The sequence below is a fragment of the Lacrimispora indolis DSM 755 genome (genome assembly GCF_000526995.1).
GTDB lineage: Bacteria > Bacillota > Clostridia > Lachnospirales > Lachnospiraceae > Lacrimispora > Lacrimispora indolis.
On sequence record NZ_AZUI01000001.1, the window covers coordinates 1218831 to 1237803 of the forward strand.

At 43.2% G+C, this 18973-nt stretch carries 5 protein-coding genes; all 5 read right to left on the bottom strand.

Features of this window, described 5'->3' with window-relative positions; all coding sequences use genetic code 11:
• Nucleotides 1–145: 145 nt before the first annotated feature.
• The 5 genes from K401_RS0105905 to K401_RS0105930 all read right to left on the bottom strand — a co-directional run bounded on the left by K401_RS0105905 (nucleotide 146) and on the right by K401_RS0105930 (nucleotide 18973).
• The gene (locus tag K401_RS0105905) at nucleotides 146–1156 is read right to left on the bottom strand and encodes a LacI family DNA-binding transcriptional regulator (protein ID WP_024292092.1); all 1011 of its coding nucleotides are present in this window, start codon (nucleotides 1154–1156) and stop codon (nucleotides 146–148) included.
• Between the two features lie 107 nt (nucleotides 1157–1263).
• Nucleotides 1264–2361 carry a hypothetical protein gene (locus K401_RS0105910; protein ID WP_024292093.1) on the bottom strand — a complete coding sequence of 366 codons (1098 nt, stop codon included), beginning with the start codon at nucleotides 2359–2361 and terminating at the stop codon, nucleotides 1264–1266.
• The gene (locus K401_RS0105915) at nucleotides 2345–16264 is read right to left on the bottom strand and encodes an MSCRAMM family protein (RefSeq protein WP_242842295.1); all 13920 of its coding nucleotides are present in this window, start codon (nucleotides 16262–16264) and stop codon (nucleotides 2345–2347) included. The genes K401_RS0105910 and K401_RS0105915 overlap by 17 nt, the downstream gene beginning before the upstream one ends.
• 330 nt (nucleotides 16265–16594) lie before the next feature.
• Nucleotides 16595–17647 (bottom strand): transglutaminase-like domain-containing protein, encoded by a 1053-nt coding sequence (locus K401_RS33830; protein WP_024292095.1) that lies wholly within the window; start codon nucleotides 17645–17647, stop codon nucleotides 16595–16597.
• Between the two features lie 891 nt (nucleotides 17648–18538).
• Nucleotides 18539–18973 carry a single-stranded DNA-binding protein gene (locus K401_RS0105930; protein WP_024292096.1) on the bottom strand — a complete coding sequence of 145 codons (435 nt, stop codon included), beginning with the start codon at nucleotides 18971–18973 and terminating at the stop codon, nucleotides 18539–18541.

Genomic DNA, 18973 nt, shown 5'->3' on the forward strand with positions numbered 1-18973 from the left:
ATATTATAAAAATTCAAAATGATATCTATTTGGGGAATCAATTGCGTAAAAGAAGGAATCTGTGCTGCAGGTAAGTCTGCTTCTTCCGCTTTCCTGTCTGCGGCCAGTTGTTTCCGAAAACCGGTTGGGAATCTTAATAAGCTTTTCAACTGCTTTCCCTTTGAATAATATCGGTAAATATCTTCATGTCATGAGGTGTTTCCTTCCCTTCAAGTGCTTCCAGCAGGATCCTGGAAGCATTCTGGCAGACTTCTACCAGCTTATTATCCAACGTTGTCAGCTTTGGAATGCAGATTTTTCCGTAAAGGGTATTATCGCTCCCAATTACTGCTATCTGGTCCGGGACAGCTATCTTCTTTTCATGGCAAAACTGCAGCCCACCAACAGCCAGCAAATCAATGGAATAGATGATCCCGTTTACCTCAGGATATTTCATAATGATTTCTTTCGTTGCCTGTCTACCCTTTTCAATCGCATGTTCCGGAGCCGTATCATTGTCCGTTGCATAAAAAATAAATCTTTCCCCATCTCCAAGACTGTTTTTCTTAAGGCCGTTCTTAAAGCCCTGGATTTTGCTGTTGTTGGAAGGTGTGATTGCATCCACGGCAAAGGTCAGATTGCGGCGGCCCTTTTTTACCAGTAAATCCACACACTCCTCCACTCCCTGCTCTTCGTCCACCAGGATCCCCCGTACATTCGGAAGATCCAGAGAACCGTTTACAAGCATTATGGGAATATCCGGCAAATGCTCTTTTATGCTTTTTTCTATCTCCTGGGTCCCAAACATGGACCCGATGAGAATGGCTCCCTCTATCCTTCTTTGTTCCAGGATTTTAATGTATTCTGCCTTTTTCACAGGAGACATTCCCGTACTGAGGGTGATACAGGTATAGCCTCTTTTGGTCATCTCCTGTTCAATGATATAGGCAGACTCCGTATGATGAGAGATGCGGATGTCCTCAATCAGGATTCCCACAATTTTTGAGGATTGGGTCACAAGGCCTCTGGCTGCCTCATTGGGGGAATAGTTATACTCTTCTAAAAGCTTTCGTATCCGATCCTTCGTCGTTTCTCCGACTCCCGGCTTATCATTAATCACGCGGGAAACCGTACTGGCCGAAACTCCTGCCTTCCTGGCGATATCATAAATTGTCATTGGCTCACCTCTTTTAAATGAAATAGAATTATATTAATACTAGCATTACAATTTATAATATTCAATAACAGATTCTCGGAAAGTACTGTATCTGTATTGCCGGGACATCAATTGATCCTATCTTGCTTTTCTTCCTCCCCGGCTTTCCCCGCTCCCTTTTCCTTTCTCTTTCGTTTTTTAAGGGCAATGGTCAGTAAGAGAAGCAGGATTAACAGCAGAATTGTAAGGATTGTCAAGGTAACGGAGTTTGTCAGCAGCCATTTTAGGAAATTCCAGAATCCGATTCTGCCTTTCCGTTCGTAGGTTGCTGTCGCCTGCTTTCGGTATATAACCTGGCTGGTTTCATTCTCTGCATCTGCTTCCATATAAACGCTATGATAAACAGTGGCTTCAACAGAAGGGAAAGTTACCTCCCCTCCGTATATTCCTCTGATATCTTTCACCAGTTTCCGGCCATAAGCGGTCGCTTTACGAATCATTTCTCCTTCTTTTCCTACAGGCTTCCCCTCCCACTGGATCCTGGTAACTTTGTAATATTGGGTAGGCAGGTTCAGATAATCCAGAAACTGATCTCCATGATCTATTAAAGGAGAATGATTGGAAATCTCAATCTGCCCCAGCATGTAGGAATCTGCATCATACCCGGTTACTGTAATGGGAAATGTAAAATTATAATCCCAGTAAGTACCTTCCATTTTATAATCAACCGCCGGAAGTCTCACCTTTAATTCCTGCTTTAAATCTTCGTTTATGACTTTTACTTCCGCAGCCTCTGGGAGAGAATCTATGTATTCCACACCTTTATATAATATAGAAGCTTCTGAATATTTTGTCGTTTCTTCCGTGATTACTTTTGTAAGTTCAGTGGTTTTCAGAATATACCTTTTTCCGTTTCTCTCTATTGCGTTTTTAGGGGTGTATTCCTCATGACTTCCCACAAAGGGGGCAGAATCATAAGCGATGGTATCACCTGGAGCGATCTCTTCTACCTCATCTATTTGAATGGATTTCAGTAGGTAGATGATTCCATCCTTTTCATAGACGTCTTTAAACTGGGATCTTCCATCTTCCTCCTTTATGAATGTTTTGTATTCCTTTTTTATTTCAAGATACTTTTCCTCTGCATGCACCATACCGCAGCATCCCAGAGCCATGGCTGCGATAAGGGATATAGCAGCAAAGCTTTTCTTAAGCTCGTTTTTCATCTTTCTTATCTCTTCTCCTTGTGAAAGCAATAACGGCAGCAATACCGATCAGCCCTATTCCTATAAATAATCCACCGCCCAGATAAATATCTCCTGTTTTTGGAAGCCTGCTCAGCCAGCCCCAGAACCCTTTTCCTTTATGATTGATGATTCCCAGTCCGCTTAAGCCTGACTGATACGCTGCCGTAATAATTCCTTTTTTCTTTCCATGCAACCGGAGGTTATACATTACCAATTCTCCCCTTACAGTTCCGTCATCCGTTACATAAATGGTTAGGTAAGTATCGGTCTTTATATGCCCTTCCGGGGCTTTTAATTCATGTACAGTGTATTTACCAGCATGCTGTGGCCGGAATAATAATTGGCCGTTTGCATCCGTTATTCCGGTCAATACCGGCTTTCCGGCTTCGTTTCTTATTTCCAATTCTGCTCCGGCCAGCTCTTCCCATGTTTCAGCATCCGCTTTTTGAATCAAAACTTCCGGTGAAGGATAATTTACGACTGACGTTGTACTGATTTCTGATATTTCACCGTTTTTAATGGTGAAATAGTAGATATGATCTGTTGCAAGGTAGCCGGAGGCTGCCTTTGTTTCCTTGTAGGTATAGGTTCCGTCTGCCGGAATATGGAATCTGGCATATCCATCCTTTTCTGTTCTTACAGTCAGGCATAAACTTCCGTCAGACCGGTAAATAGAAAACTCCACTCCTTCTAATCCCTTGCCTGTTGCTGCATCTGCCTTATAGAGATGCATTTTATCTGATCCAGGACTTTGCCTCTTTGGATCTGTCATCGTGACTTCCAGCACTTTTGATTCTTTTGGTACTGTAAATGGTACATCAGAGGAAAGGAGATATCCTGATGGAGCTTTCACCTCATGAAGGTAATATGTTTTTCCTGCCGTCAATCTTCCGGTAATATCTATGGTCTCACCTGTTGTTACAAAGTCTGAAATGACCATATTTTTTTGCTGATCCAAGATCTGTAAAACAGCTCCTTTTAATAATTGTCCTGATGAATCTACTTTCTTTAAGCGGACCACAGTAGCCTCATTTTTCATCTCAACAATATCAACTGTTCCGTTTTTGCTGACAGTAAAAGGAACACTTTCTGCATAAGCATATCCGTCTGCCGGGTGTATTTCATAAAGCCAGTAACGCTCTCCTGCTTTTAATTTTGCAATGAGTTCATGAGGTTGTTCTTTTGAAACCCACTCATCCATAACATTTCCATCCTTGTCTTTTATGCTCATATAGTTCCCTGGGAACTCCTCATTGCCAGTTATGGCCTTTTTAGACAGGATCACATGGGTTGGTTCGTCTATCATCACAATTACATCTGTGTCACCGTATAAACTCACTACAAAAGGTATATCTTCTGCATAGGCATATCCATCTGCCGGTCTGACTTCATGGAGCCAGTAACTTTTCCCCGCTTCCAGCTGGCCTTTCAAATTTTCAAATTGGCTTTTTGTAGTAAAGATTAAATCTTCTCCGGCTTTTAAGCCGTTTCTATCATGCAAAGCCTTGGTGGGGGTCTTATCTTCGTTCAGGATCTGAAGCACACTTCCTTCCAGTGGTTTTTCGGCTTCTGAAGGAGTTCCCTTACCCATATTCCCAGCAAGTTTTTTAATCACTACTTCTGTTTTCCTATCCTTCATGGTAATGGTAATTGATTCTGGCTCTTTAGGTACGGTGAAATCTATGCTCTGACTGAGGGCGAAACCGGCAGGTGGCTCTTCTTCCACCAGTTCATACACGGCACCGGCAGTCAATATTCCCTTTAAAAGATATGGTTTTCCTTCTGGGATTAAGGTCTCAATAACAGTACCAGTTTCTTTTTCCCGGATAGAAAAACGCCCTCCGGTTAAAAGTTCTCCCGTTTCCTCATCCATTTTTATGATTTCAACCTCTGTCTTTTTATCCTGCATAATGATGGTTTCTGGAATGCCGCTCTCCTCTGCTGTAAAGCAAATCTTGTTTTCGTAGAAGTAGCCTTCCGGTGAAATATCTTCCTTAACTGAGTATTTCTTCCCTGGGATAATAAGTTCTGCGGGGATAACCATCTTCTCTCCTTTCTCTTTGGTAAACTCATAGATCACCGTTCCGGTTTCTTCATCTATAAGGCTGTATTTGCCTCCCGCAAGTTCTTCTCCGGTTTCTGCATCCACTTTTGAAAAATACAAGTGTATCGGACGATCCTCCATATCCACATTATCAACCATTCCGTCTGCATTTAGCTGGAAGCGGTATATTCCGCTTGTAAGGCTGTTTCCGTCACTGTATGTTGTGGTTTCAGTGAGCTGGTAGTTTCCTCCTGCTGTTAAGATTTCCCGGATCGTTTCATTGTTTCGGTTGTTTATAAATACTGCGCTCTGAGGATTTTTTGATACCTCTCCTGTTATCGTTCCTTCTTCCGTCTGCCCGGTGTATGATGTACTGTCATATCCGTCTTTTGGCTGCTGTATGATCTCGTAGCTGGTTCCGTAGGGAAGCCCTGCAAAGATCAGAAAGCCATCACCGGTTATGGTGATATTTCCTTCTCCCTTGATCCGGCCCTCTGATGAACCGCTGTATGCCTGGTATCCGGTTAAGGTTTTACCAGCAGCGTCTATAAGCCTTACATGAAGGGTAAATTCATCCGCCTGATCCTTTCCGGTACCAGTCAGTTTATTTATGATGGTAATGGAACCCGCTGGAACAACGGGATTTGTGAGAGTCGTTTGCTTTATTACTGCTTCTATCTTTGTTTCAAAATACGCCTTCGTCTGCGTTCCCTCTTCACCGTTTACCACAGCTACTACATCCACCGTACCACTTTCATGAGCGGTGATTTCCGTAAGGTTCCAGGTGACAATTCCCTTTTGTTCTGCTCCGTAATCTGTGGACCTTAAATATTCAAGCCCATCTGTAAGTACTGCTTTGACCTGGATATCTGTTGGATAGTTGTAAGGATTGGTATAGGAAACCGTGTATTTTATGACGCTTCCTGTCTTTACTGCACTTTGACCCACACCCACGCTGCCTGTTACCTTGGCGATTGAAACTTCCCTGGTTACCGGATTCTTGATGGTGTAATTGTGATTGTCCTCATTGACAGTCCAGTTTGCAAGGACGTTTCCCTCTGCATTGGTCAGCTCCTGCCGGGCTTCCAAATAGGTTCTGGAAGAAAGGGTGCAAGACCCGGCTTCATCAAAATAGATCCTTTTTGTTTCCTTAAAAGACTTTTCTGTCCTGCCGTCTGAGTACCTGGTGTATTCGTTAATCTCATATAAGTGGCCATCTATAACACCGTCCTCTGCTGTTATCGCCTGACTGTTGCCTGATCCAATCAATGGAGGAAGTTCAGTCCCCATATCTAAATCTTTTAAAACGGTGTAGACCTTTACTGGGACCCTTCCGGTTACGGTAAGGGCTTCGATATGGTCATTTTCACCAGCCAGCTTCAAGACACTGAAGCTGTTTGAAACATGCCTGATTCCGGTTCCAGTTTTATTTAAAGTAAAGATCACCGGCTTTGAAAGGGCAAATCCGGGTGGAGCTTTTAGCTCTTCCATGATGTATACCCAGTTTGCTGACAGCTTCTTTGTCAAAGTAAATCCATCCGGTCCTGAAACCAAAGTTTCAATGGCTACTCCATCCTTTTGATACTCCCCATTAACGGCTACTGCATGATATACAGCGATTTCCGCACCTTCCACAGCCATTCCATTATTAAAGTTTGTCTTTTTAAATTGGATCTTTGTTGGCTGGTTCTCAATTTCACAGGTATAAAGTATTTCTCTTCCGCTCTCTTTCCCATCAAACTGGAATTTCTTCATTCCTTCGGAGATCTGGTAATAATCCGGCGGGGAAATTTCTTCAATGGCATATGTGTATGGTCTTATGGTTCCGTCTGTCTGCACCAGGCCCACGGGAAGTCCGGTAATTTCCGCCGTTCCGTCAGCGCTTGTTGTCATGTACCAGACATCGCCGGTATCCTTGTTTGTCACTTTAAACCGGGCATTTTCCAGACCTTGCCCGGTATCAGAAGCTTTCTTTTTAATTTCCAGCTTTCCTACTGTTGGGGTATTTACGACCCGGTAAACAGGGATTTTTTCTTCGCCCACAAGGATCTTTACCGGCTCTATTTTCTGCATGTAAGCCGGTGGATTTAGCTCTGCGATATAATAGGTTCCGTACGGGGTTTTATCAATCCTGTGTGGCTTTAGATCTCCTACAGAAAGTCCTTTAAGAATATCCCCGTTAAATCTATCATTTTCCGTATATCTTCCATCCGATCCGGACAGCCAGGTTTCAACCAGGTGGCTTTCATCTTCTACAAAGTACCCGGCTTCATCGGCCCGATAAAGGGCCAATTCTGCACCTTCCACGGCATACTCATTTGTTCCGTCTGTTACAACCTTCAAGACGTTGATGTATTTTTCTTTATTTTCCAGGCTGATCCTCTGCACGCTTCCGGATTCTTCAAGGACTACTGCTTTGGGATCGGCTGTTTCAAAGCCTTCTGGTGTCTTTTCTTCCACCAGGACGTAATTTCCCACCTTCTTCCCGTCTTTCTCTGCATTGAGAGGAAGATAATCAATCCGGTGCACGCCTTCTAAGGTGTCATAACTTTTTACCCCGTTTTCCTCTTTGTAGTTGAACTGATATTCAAAATTCAGTGGAAGTTTCCCGTCCGAATCAAGGGAGCCATTTTTCACATTTCGGTAAATGGTGATCCGGATTGTTTTTCCGGCATCGGTGATCCAGATCTGGACGGCGCCCTCTCCTTTTCCGGTCTGAAGGCTCTCGCTGCGCCCTGCCGCCCGTTCCCCGTCTTTGGTGTACCAGGTGAGAGAGGTAAGACTTTCCCCGTACTCTTGGTAGGCTGCCTCAAAGTCTGTGATAAAGCTGGACTGATTTTCTGACAGGCCAAGAAGGTCTTTTATACGGTCTATAAATCCAGTACTTTTTTCAAACTTTTCGGTGTACTCAGTCAAGTCATCGGTCATCCATTCTGTTATCTTTTTGTTCTTATCAAAGACCGGCTTTCCTTCATCCATTACAATTGTTCCATTACCGTCCGTCTTTGCTTCGTAAAGAGCCAGACCTGCTGCATGACTGTTTGGAAGCTGCCTCTTTTTCCCGGTGCTGTCTACGTAGTATTTGTAGACCTCCAGCTTGGTATGGTCATTCTTTAAGTTTATGGTCTGTACTTCTCCGGTCGCTTTCACCGTAAGCTCTATAGAACTGCGGACATAGCCGCCGCCTACTTCTGCCTCTTCCAGGATATAATCCCCTGCAGGGATTCCCTCAAAGTATTTCGGGGTCCCATCTGTGATCCAGTCAGCCACGATCCGTACCGGTGCATTGTCAACGGAATTTTCTACTGTCCATTCTGCCGGTTTGCTTTCTGCCTTTATAAGATAATATCCTTTTGGATAGGTCACGCTGTCTGTGGTATAAATCCGATTTGCCTTGAAGAGTACTAAATGCGCCCCGGATACCTGGCCGTAACCGTAGGCCCCCTTCGGCTCAGTAACAGTAAGGTTTTCCTGAGAGCCTGATCCTTGGTCATAATCACTTACAGCGTGCCCCGCACTATCGGATATGACGTTTATCCGGTACTGGCCCGGTGCATCGGTCTTGACGATCTCCACCTTGATCTTTTCATCTTCCATTCCGGTCTTTTGTACTTCCCTGGTTTCCGTAACAGTAATGCCTTCCGGAAATCCTTTTGCATAACCGGATGGAGCTTTTACCTCTTCCAGAATGTAGGTTCCTGGAATCACCCGTTTTATCATATCGGCCTGCCCCACGGTCATTTCCTTTTTAAACGGATCATTGGGGTACTTCTCTCCGGTGATCCAGGTGTTTTCCATGATCCAGGCTTCTCCCTGGCGGTGGTAAAGTTTCTTATCGTCTGTAGTATCCTCTTCTTCCCCGATATCCTCCATGCCGGTCCTGTTATTGATCTTGTATGCAGCATTGTTGTAGGCGGAAAGAAGGTCATCGTATTTATAGCGGACGTAATCACCGTCAATGTCATAGACGGGATTGCCCTTTTTATAGGTTTCTGCTGATCTTTGGTAATACTCCGGAAGTCCGTGGCCATTTAAGACGGGATTCATGCTTTTATTCAAGCGCTTTCCGTCATAAGTCCCTGTAAAGTATTCCTGATCCGTATCCGCATTGATGGAAGCAATTCTCCAGGTTTTGATTTTTTCCCTGGCAATGGCTGCTCCGGTTTTGGTTTTGGATACCTTTACCGGCCATACCAGGAGCTTTTGCCCTTCCTTTGCGTAGGCCATGCCGGTGGTGGGATTTACATACGCATCCCGGTTTCCGTTGCTGTCAAGGTGATAGAGAATGGTTCCATGGCTTAAGGTAAAGCATTTGTCCGCTGCGGAATATTTCACCGCTGTTAAATCCCCTCCGGTCAGTTCAAAGACAGGCTGCCCGGACTTCAGCACATAAATGGATTCTTGGTTTTTTATCTGTACCCGATTCCCATTTCGGTCATATCCATAAAGCTTTCCATCCGTTCTGGTTTCCGTCACCTTCAGTTCCCCGAGGGAATAAAACAGAATATCCGTATCTCCCCGCTCTATTGTTCGGTAGGTCCAGGTTCCTTCCCCTGGATCTCCGTTTATGCTTCCTTCCTCATCTTCCTCCCGGATAAATTCAATGCTTGTCCCGGCGTATCCCTTTAATACCTGAATGGACTGAACGTTGTTATTCCGGTCCCTCGTTACCTTTACCCCGTCATAGCCATAATCACCGCTGTCCCCGTTTTCCTTGATCTCTATGGCATCGTAAAGAGCCATCTGCGCCCCTGCCACGTAACGGGTGTTATCGTCTGCGGTGTCTAATGGTCTGGATATCAGGCCGTAACCAGCAAATACGCCGTCTACGTAAACCGGCTCTGCATTTTCTCCGGAGGTCTTTCTGGACTCTAAATACTCCAGGGTGCCTTTGTACCAGGCGTAACCTAAATAAGTTCCGTTCTTGTAGGCAAACTCCAAGTTTTCCGTCCCATACTTTTGTTTTAATTCCAGTTCGGTTCCTTCCAGTCTGGTATTGGTCTTGTAAGTAACAGTATTTTCCGTATCCTTAATTTTGGATACTTCCAGACGAACCGGAGTATTTCCTATATAGATCCTTGCAGTGTTTGTGATCTCCTCCGGGCCTTCTCCTGTCTTATCTTCGTAAATAGCCGCTGCTACCCGGTTATCCCTGTTTCCGTCAAGGTAATAGGTGGTCCGGTCAGAATAAATCTCTATGGCTACCGGCTTTGTTCTTACGTATCCAGTTGGGGGCCTTACCTCACAAAGTACATAGGTTCCGGCTCCAAGTGGCTGTGGGGTAATCAGGTATCCGGTATTTTGATCCTGATAGGAAGTTTCTGTTAAATCCTCTTCCTTGGCCTGAAGGCCGTCCCTGGTGGTTGTAAAGGCTTCAAACCGGCCCGTTCTTCGGCCTTCCTGATCCGTAAGAATCACCTGTTCCGATTCCTTACATACCGGGGTTCCTGCCGGAACAGTTCCCTTCCAGACATTCCCTTCCAAGGCTATATTCCTGGTTCCCATGGCTTCCAGAAATTCCTTTGATCCTTCGATTCGGGTATCTGTTTCATAAAACTTCACCAGGCCATCCGTATACTCTCCGTCCTCCCTGGACGCTGCATAAAGGGTAAATAACGCTCCGTCATGGAGAAGGTTTTCCCCGGTTTCTGAATCCAGCTTTTCAATCCTCAGCTTTGTTTTAAAGAACGTGTTGTAAAATTTTGTATACCCAAAACCTTTGTATGAACTCTCTCCATTTGCGGAAAGGGCGCTGTCCTCAACCTCTGTAACTGCATTGTCAGGTGCCACAGTCGTCCACGGCACAAGCATAGGGGCATATTTCCCATCATAAGCAACCTGTACGCCTTGCATGGCCGTTACGTTGTCCTTGTATTCGATTCCAGCACTCTCCGTAGGGAATGGAACATTATTTGCTGTGCCTTTGTTTTCTGCCACGGAGCTGTATCGGTAATATTTTGATACGGCTTCCCTACCGCTTAAGCCTTCTGACAGGTAATATGGGACATTTTCATTGGTCCTGTTGTCCTGTTCATTGTAGTAGTTCTGATACGGTTTGAATGCGCTCTGGCTCAAGGCAAAGTAATCACCCGGCCCGGTTCCCGTCACGCCGTTTTTAATGTTGTCAATGTCCATGCCGTACTTGTAAACTTCAAAGTCACCATCCGCATTCCTGCCTTTGATTACATGGATAGCTTCTTCATTAAAACGGATCTTGTACTTACTCTCCATCTCAGGCTGTGTTATGCCGGCAAAATAATTGTAGTAATTATTAGTCACTTCCGGTGTAGCCTGAGAACCGTCATAGTTTGCATATACAGACGGAAGAGAGACTTCCCGTGGCTTATCAATCTGGTAATGCTTGTTCTTAAAATCCCCAAGATTGCTGAATTTCGGCTGTTGCTCTGCCACTACATAGGTTCCGTATGGCAGGTATTTTGATGCGGCAAAATAATAGCCATCACTGCTTCCGGAAACGGCACCGAATAAGGTATCCGCCGAAAGCGTTGTGAGATCCTGATCTGAGCCACCGTCCTGTGCACTGTCCCAGTCAATAGAATAAATCCGGTCAAGGTCATATGCAAAGAAGGGTTTCAAATAGTTTCCCGCCTTTCGGACAGCTTCTGACAGGGCTTTGTCGTAAACTTCATCGGAATAAGCATTGCCACCTGTGGCGCTTTCCGTTTCTCCGGCTTGATTCTTTTTAACCAGCTTTGCCGCTTCGTCATCCAGATACCAGGTAATGGCAAATTGGCGGACGTTATCAGAGCGAAGGGCATTATTGGCAGCGATATCCGATGTATTAATATGGTTTTTGATATCCGGATTATTATGGACTGATGGATACTGTTTCTCCGCCCCGTTTGTTCCAAAAAGGAGCTTCTTTATTAAGGCAAAGAGCTTAAAGGATGTGCTGTAGTTTTCTGTATGATCCCATTTATCATTATTAGCCACGTTTATGGCATCAAAGAACTTGTCATAATTGTAACCAGAAATCATTCTTGCTTCTGCACTGCTATCCGCCTTTATTGATATGGTCTCCAGCAGGTCAGTATAGCCGTTATTCTGGCTTTCATTTATAAAACCATTGGTATAGCTGTACAAGGAATCGTTGCTTACGATTGAGTCACCGGAATCTTTGTATAAAGGAGAGGTAACATGCTGCACTTTTGTGAAAACCTTGTTTACCAGGGCTGGGAATCTCTCCTTTTGCTCAAACACATTCACTTCATTCCCCATCCGGTCCTGCCAGATTACATTTCCTTCGTTGTCACGGTATAGACGTTCCAGGTTTGATTTTAAATACACCTTAAAGCGGAAGTTATCCATTTTCTTGGCCACCGTGTCTCTTCCAAGATGCCCTCCAAAGGTCCTGGTAAACCAGTCATCATGGGCTTCTGCATGGAAGTTAATGTTGTCATATGAGCTTTCATCAATGGTTTTTGTTACTTTAATCTGCTGGCCAATGATGCGTTCCTGCACAAGAATTGGCGTCTCCCTTGTATTTCCGTCCTCAAGCAGATCATGATATCCGTTGCATATCAGGCGCTGATTCTTTATGAAAGTCTTGTTGGTATCAAAATCTAAGGAAGTAAAGGCCCCGGCTCCTGCTCCTGCTCCGGAAACACGTATTACGTATTCCGCATTGGATATGCCGGCCCCAGCCGTATATCCCCACACATTATTAGAACCAATCTTGTTTATATCTCCATTTGTTACAATGGTCTTTCCATTATCAAGTGCGATTGTAAAGTTGCCTGATTTGATTCCGGTAAGGTCCATATCCTTTGAGCCAACATGAATGGTATACTGCTTTGCCTCCTGATCATAGAAGTAATAGGTGCTGCCCTCCCGGTCAGCCACTTCTTCCATGGAGTTAACCTTTGTGATTTTAGAAGAGCTTACATTCTCCTCGTTTACAATGACTTCCTTGTAATTTGGCTTCCAGACTTTCCTGGTTACGGGAGTATGGCCAACGTAAGTTCCGTTATTTAAGTACCAGTAATCGTAAAGGGTTTCCCCTGCAGCATAACGGAGATACCTCTCACTGTCTGTCGGGTACATGGTTTTATCCGTTGGGATTCCATCATCGCCCACTTCATAATCAGGCGTAACGTTGATAATGTATTTGCCAGTGTTTGCTACTTCTGCGGCATTTAATTCGCTGCCGGTATACTTTCTAATGACATATCTTCCGTAGGTGGTATTGAGTTTCGTTAAGTAAGCAGCCACAACATCACCACTGGAATTTGTCTGATACAACAAAGTCTTTCCCGGCGTCATGCCGACAACGACCGTTACAATAACTTTTCCGCCACTGTATTCCATCTTTTGAAGTCCGCCATAGGTAAATACCTTTTCATTGATGAAATAATTTAAAATCGCCTCTATCACTGACTGATTCGTTGTGACATTCTCAATTTCAAGGACCATTTCCGGCTTGCCATAAACGGTTTTTCCATTCACAGTCCGCTTCTCATCGTAGACTGGAACATCTACCGTGGAATAATTACCATCTTTCGGAGTCTCCATATGGAGAGCATTGCGCATCATCTGTTCTAATTCGGCTTTCACATACTTTATGTTACTGTCTGAATTTGTAAAGGTGCCGGCAAATCTTGTTGGGTCACTGGCAATAGCCGTTCCTTCCGTAGGAAGCTTATCTGCCTCAGTTCCGACAGCTTCATAGGGAACCTTTATGGTTGCAGAAACTCCTGGCTTCTCAATCATGTTTCCATTGATATCACGCTTATAAACGGAATCGGATTCTGCTGTCAGATAAAAAGGCGCTTCCTTTGCATCTGCCCAGTTTCCTCCGTCCACTTGCTGGATCACCACCGGATTTAATGTGACGTTATTTAAGTAGATGCCTGCCCCCTCCGGAATCCCATCAAGGACTACATTATAACCATTGGTGGCATCTTTAGATTTTGTTTCAAGAAGAATCAAGTTTTCCTTATTTCCATAAGCAGCATTCCCCTCCGGGAAAGTAACTGCATGATATAGCTGTTTTGTGATCCAGACAGATCCCACAGGAGCCGTTTTTGAATCAGCGGTATCACCATAGGACTCACGGGTACTCTCTTCTGCATTTGTAACCTCCAGGTTTTTTCCGGTGATGGAAAGTTCGTATCCCTCGGAACGGGAAAGTTCTTTGACATAATAATTGCCAAGAATCAAAGGTCTCCCGATCCAACTGTCCCCATTCATGGTCTTATTATCTTTATAGATGCGGCCCCTTTCTTCCTGTGGCTGCGCCTTTTCATATCCTTCTTTTACATATAGGTTTTCTGGATAGCTCTTCCCGGTATATTCAATTTTCCCTATCTTGTAATTGTAGATACTATGAGGTCTTTCTGTTACTGTTAAGAAGGAACCATCTCCATTTTTATCTGTGGTTGCCACAGCAACAAGATCATTGGCATCAAATACCACTCCGATACCGGAGGTCACATTTCCATTGTCATCCCGTTGGGTGTCTGGTCCGTAAATTGGATCAGCCGCAAACAGGCCATATACAGCACCTTCTAAAGTGGCATCACCCTGGGTATCTCCATAGGAATTATATCTTCCAAACTCCCCGTCCTTTAATTCCATGTCCTTCTTATTGAAATGGACCTGTCCTGGTACACGATGATCGTATACTTTAAAGGTATGGGCTGTATTGTTGCTTGGTCCTTTATCCACTTCTGGTTGACTGTCCTCTTCTCCATTTTCGAACCCCTTACTGGAATCTCCGCTAAGAGTACTGAAACCAAGCATTGTTGTCATAACTGGCTCTTCGTCAGTATCTTCTGCCAAAAGGTTGATTTGTCTGATTCCTCTTTCTTCTTTAGGAAGGGCGGCATCGGAGTCTGTGGCCAGGCTATATCTTAACAAACGGTTCATAGAATTCCTTTTGGCCTGCGATGGAGTAGACTCCTCTTCATCATCTAAGAGTTCATCCGGGAATTCCTCTTCTTCAGCATCAAACTCCTCATCATATAATTCTTTTTTATCCTTAGCGGTAAGCTTTACGGTAATTTCCTTCTCTTCCACAAAAGCGGTGGGAAGTCCGATGAACTTAAGAAGTTTGTTTATGATTCTTTCTCCTAGTGGAAGATCATAGGTTTCTTTCAGGATTAAATCTCCGCTTTCCTCAGAGGATTTCAAGTATGTAGAAGGACTTGCTACCTTATCTCTGTTATCAGCTAATAAAAGATCACTTTCATCTATCTGGCTGGATTCCTCTAATTCAGGAATTTCCCTGTTAGTCAAACTCCGCATGGCTGATCCAGCAAATCCCTCAATACCTGTATCAGCCGAACTATTCTTCGTCATGTTCCGGACATATCCGGTGACCTTTATATCTGCATTACTGGAACTTTTCCATTTTTTAGGTTTTTCTGCTTCGGAAGCTGCCGTTGTGATGATCTCAATCGGAACATCATCCGGATGTCCCGGATCATGAATGATGTAACCATCTCTTGGCTTGGTTTCCCGGAACGTGTAGTCATATTCAAGGTTGATAAAGGTTTCATATGCAGCGTCCCTGGCAGCTTTACAGCCTGATGCTTCAAATGCCTCTTCTTCAGATGGTTCTTCCTCACTGTTACATAACCAGTGATGGAAGGTTCCTCCACTGGCTGCAGCACGGGCTTCGCATTCGTCTATGGCCGCTTGCCATTCCTCCATCAATTGTTCATACTCTTCTGCCCCTTCATCAGCTTCGTTGCTTCCTTCTCCTTCCTCACCCTCTCCACTTTCCGATTCATCAATTTCCGGTTCCGGGGGGAGTGGATGACCATTACAGTAGGCATGACTAAAATCATAAAAACGTGTATCTTTATGAGATATACGTCCACTGACATTTGTTATCAGATCATCATCAAACACCAGCCAATCCTGCCAGGTTGTTGGGTCTTCTCTCATGTTATCTTCGATGATTCCGCCGCCAGACTCGTTATTACTTAACTGACTATTATCGAAACGCTCTAATACCTGCCAGGTAGAACCCTGCAGCGGATTTCCAGTTTCATAATCCCTCTTTTCCAGTTCAACTTTATAATTGGCTTCAAAGGTTTCGTTATGTTTATAGATCTTTAAGGACACCTCTCCACCGCCCTTGGTGGGCGTAGGTGTATTTGGGCTGTATTTTGTAGTGAGGTAAAATTCGCAATTTATTTCCTCTACATTTCCTTTAGCCCGGTATAACTGCTGGGAACTTGGAACATTACACTGAAAATACTCCAAACGGCCTGTTACTTCTAGTACATTAAAAAAGGTAGGATCGTAACTAATCTTCATAACTGCTTCGGTTGGTTTTTGACCAGCCGGAATACTAGGAAAGCTCCAGAAAAGCTTCTGTCCCTCTGTGTTAATAACCATTCCCGGCGTCACAACGTCAATGGTGCAATACTTCTTAAAGGTTTCCCAATCGGTAAGTCCAGTTAACTCATACAGCTTTGTCGTATCTATTTCTCCGGGTCCGCTTCTTAGTTCGTTGATGTACATGGCCTTGTTAGCGGTATTATATTTACTAATCAACTTAAGGATATCTTTTGGGCTTTTACAGCCTTCTGGAATGTTTGCTAATGACATAAAACCATCATTGGCCAGGTTTTCTATCCATTCTGATCCGCCATTACTTTTTCCTTTAGTCCAAGCGACATCTCTTGCAGTATCTCTATCAATCCTGCCAAACTGAGTAGTAAGAGAGGTCTTTCCATCATAACTCCCAAATGCACCGATATAAGCCCAGAACATTCTTTTCTGTTCAATGCTTCCTTGATTGTAATCAATATCCATGTTAACTTTGGAATAGTCATAATTGCTATGGGCTGAAGCTCCTTGGTTCATGCACAAGAACCACTTATTTCCATCGTCACCAGGCGCTTTACCCATCAAATATGGGTGCCCAGCCTGTCCGGAACTAACAAATACCAAGCCGAATCCCCAAGAATTAAAGACACCTGGAGGAAGATAGGTAAATATAGGTGTCAATAATAAGACTGTCGCAAGCAACGCAGCAATTTTCTGTTTTAATTTTATGCGGCTTATAATGTTCTTCCAATTTTTATATTTAAACATTTATTCTCCTTATTTTTCATTTTCTCCAAATGTTTTGAGCAAAGAAAAAAGCTACCGATTATGATTAACCGATAGCTTTTCGTTAAAATATAAAAATATTTAATTAAATTTTATAAATGGAGCTTGTTCTCCCTGAATAATTCCATATGATATATTGGGGAACTTTCCTTCCACACTTATGGGAATCTCATAGCCAGTTCCTTGACAGTATTCTCCAAGTTGCTGATAATTTCCAAGTATATTTTTTTTATACACATCGGCTACTGTAAAATAATTATTTTTTATTGTTGGCTCATAAGCTAACCACACACCATCCACCAAAAACACAGGAAAAATATGATTTCCTGAACTAAGTCCACTTACAGGCAATCCAACACATGCTGATAGTAAATAAGCTGCATCAGTATATCCATCGCAATTTGCTTTTCCATCTATCAAGCAGCTATAAGAATACTGAGTTCCTTCTTGGGACAAGTAGTCCGCCTGTGCGATTCTCTTAGCAATCCGTACTGCTTTTTCATAATCAGTTGCATTTCTCCAATCAAAACTATTTAAAAAGTTCCGAATTTCTGCAGCTAGGCTCTCTACTTCTTCCGATGTGTGACCTTCCAAGCCTGTAGCTGGATATCCCGTTAATTTCGCAATAGCAGCCAATTCCCTTCCTGCAAAATAATTGAGAGAAAGAGGATCTCTATTTTGGGTGGCAAGATCCAAAGCATACTGCAAATGATTATTGGACTCATAGAAAAAGTTATTCGGATCACTTTTCCAAGCAGTAGTACCAGTAACCGGGCTGGTCACAAACCATGGTTCCATATAGCCTTTTAAGGGATACTGTGGATCATAGCTCCCTGTACTAGCCTTTGTTGATGCATTGGCATTTTTTGTCTGTTCTATTCCATTTTCAACCCATACCCCATCTGCATTCACCGTGTAGCCATCCGGGGTGGTTGTATTAGTGAGCATATTGCCATTCTGGTCAAAATAATAGGACTTCCCATCAATCCATTGCCAGTTAGCTGCGTAGCTGCCATTGTCATTCCGGTATTTCCAGTTGCTTCCATCCTGGATCCACTGGCCGGCAAATGAAGTTGTTGCTGATCCAATTATAAAAATAGCTGTCATCACAGCCGTCAATAACTTCTTTTTCATACTTAAATCCTCCCTTAAAGTCTATTATATAAATCTCCGATTTGACAACATCATAAATTCGTGCTATTCTAAAGGTACAAAGGGTAGCCAACTCCACAGAGTGGCTTCCAAATTATTGATTAATCATTTAAAAATAATCACCAATGCTTTGGTCGGCTGGGTGATTATTTTTTTGTACCTTTGTCATTGCGTTTCACGTATGTAAGTATTGCAACGATTAACACTGCAACATTTATGATTACCATAAATTCCTCATAAGTGTTCACAATCACCACCTCCTTTCGGAGATGGAAACCACCCGGCAGATTGACTACCATGATAATAATACCATATCATGGTAATCTTTACAATTTTTACTTATAACTCTATTCCTCTCTCCTTGGTACAAAATGTTTCTTCATAACAAGGCCAGGATTTCTAAGCGAATTTCTCTCCCTGAAAGCAGGCTTTTATAGAAATTTTCAAGATATTGGCTTATTTCAGTGATTCCATTCCTATATTCAACAAAGTTTGCTCTCACGAGTGCATTTCGAAAAATATTAACAGCGATCCTTAAACATAGCATTGTCTACCTGGAAACCTATATTATATAGGTACGTTTCATAAATACTTCCGTCGTTATAGTTATTCTCTCCATTAATCGATGTACCTTTCAGATTGAGGAAATAAATGAAGCAATTCCTTTTATCATCTTCTCTTCGATTAGTCCGGTATAACTTTTATTTTTTCAGTATCAAAGTCATACAATAACTGCAAATATCATTAAATTCATAAGTAAGAGATAGATAGGTGTATCTTCATCTAACCTATCCTCTTTATATTATTATATCGGTTTAACATATTCGATTGTCAATGTCCTGCTTGCTACGAAGTATATGCTATGTAACCGCCTTAACTGTTAAATGGAAGTTCTTCATTACCCACTCCATCAGGAGAGTTCATAAACTCGTCCCCTGCCGCACCAGACGGTTCTTGCCTGGAATTATCAGAAGATGCTTTCTTGCTATCAGCAAATTCCTGTGTTTCAATAACGATATCCGTTGTATAAATCCTTACGTTTTCCTTGTTCGTATAACTCCCAGTCAGGATTCTTCCGGAAATCAGTACTCTCATACCCTGACAAAAGTGCTTTTCTGCAAACTCTCCCGCTTTATCAAATGCAACACAATTGATAAAATCCGCCGTTTGTTCATTGCCCTCCTGATTCCTGCGGCCTATACGGTCAACTGCAAGAGTATATCTTGCAATTGCCATACTACGCTCTCCCTGGGAATATCTTACTTCTGGATCACGGGTTAATCTCCCCATTAATATCACACGATTCAT

Bases quoted from the DNA above. Each gene is read 5' to 3' on its own strand.
- K401_RS0105905 (WP_024292092.1), bottom strand. From the start codon at position 1,156: ATGACAATTTATGATATCGCCAGGAAGGCAGGAGTTTCGGCCAGTACG.
- K401_RS0105910 (WP_024292093.1), bottom strand. From the start codon at position 2,361: ATGAAAAACGAGCTTAAGAAAAGCTTTGCTGCTATATCCCTTATCGCA.
- K401_RS0105915 (WP_242842295.1), bottom strand. From the start codon at position 16,264: ATGAACCAAGGAGCTTCAGCCCATAGCAATTATGACTATTCCAAAGTT.
- K401_RS33830 (WP_024292095.1), bottom strand. From the start codon at position 17,647: ATGAAAAAGAAGTTATTGACGGCTGTGATGACAGCTATTTTTATAATT.
- K401_RS0105930 (WP_024292096.1), bottom strand. From the start codon at position 18,973: ATGAATCGTGTGATATTAATGGGGAGATTAACCCGTGATCCAGAAGTA.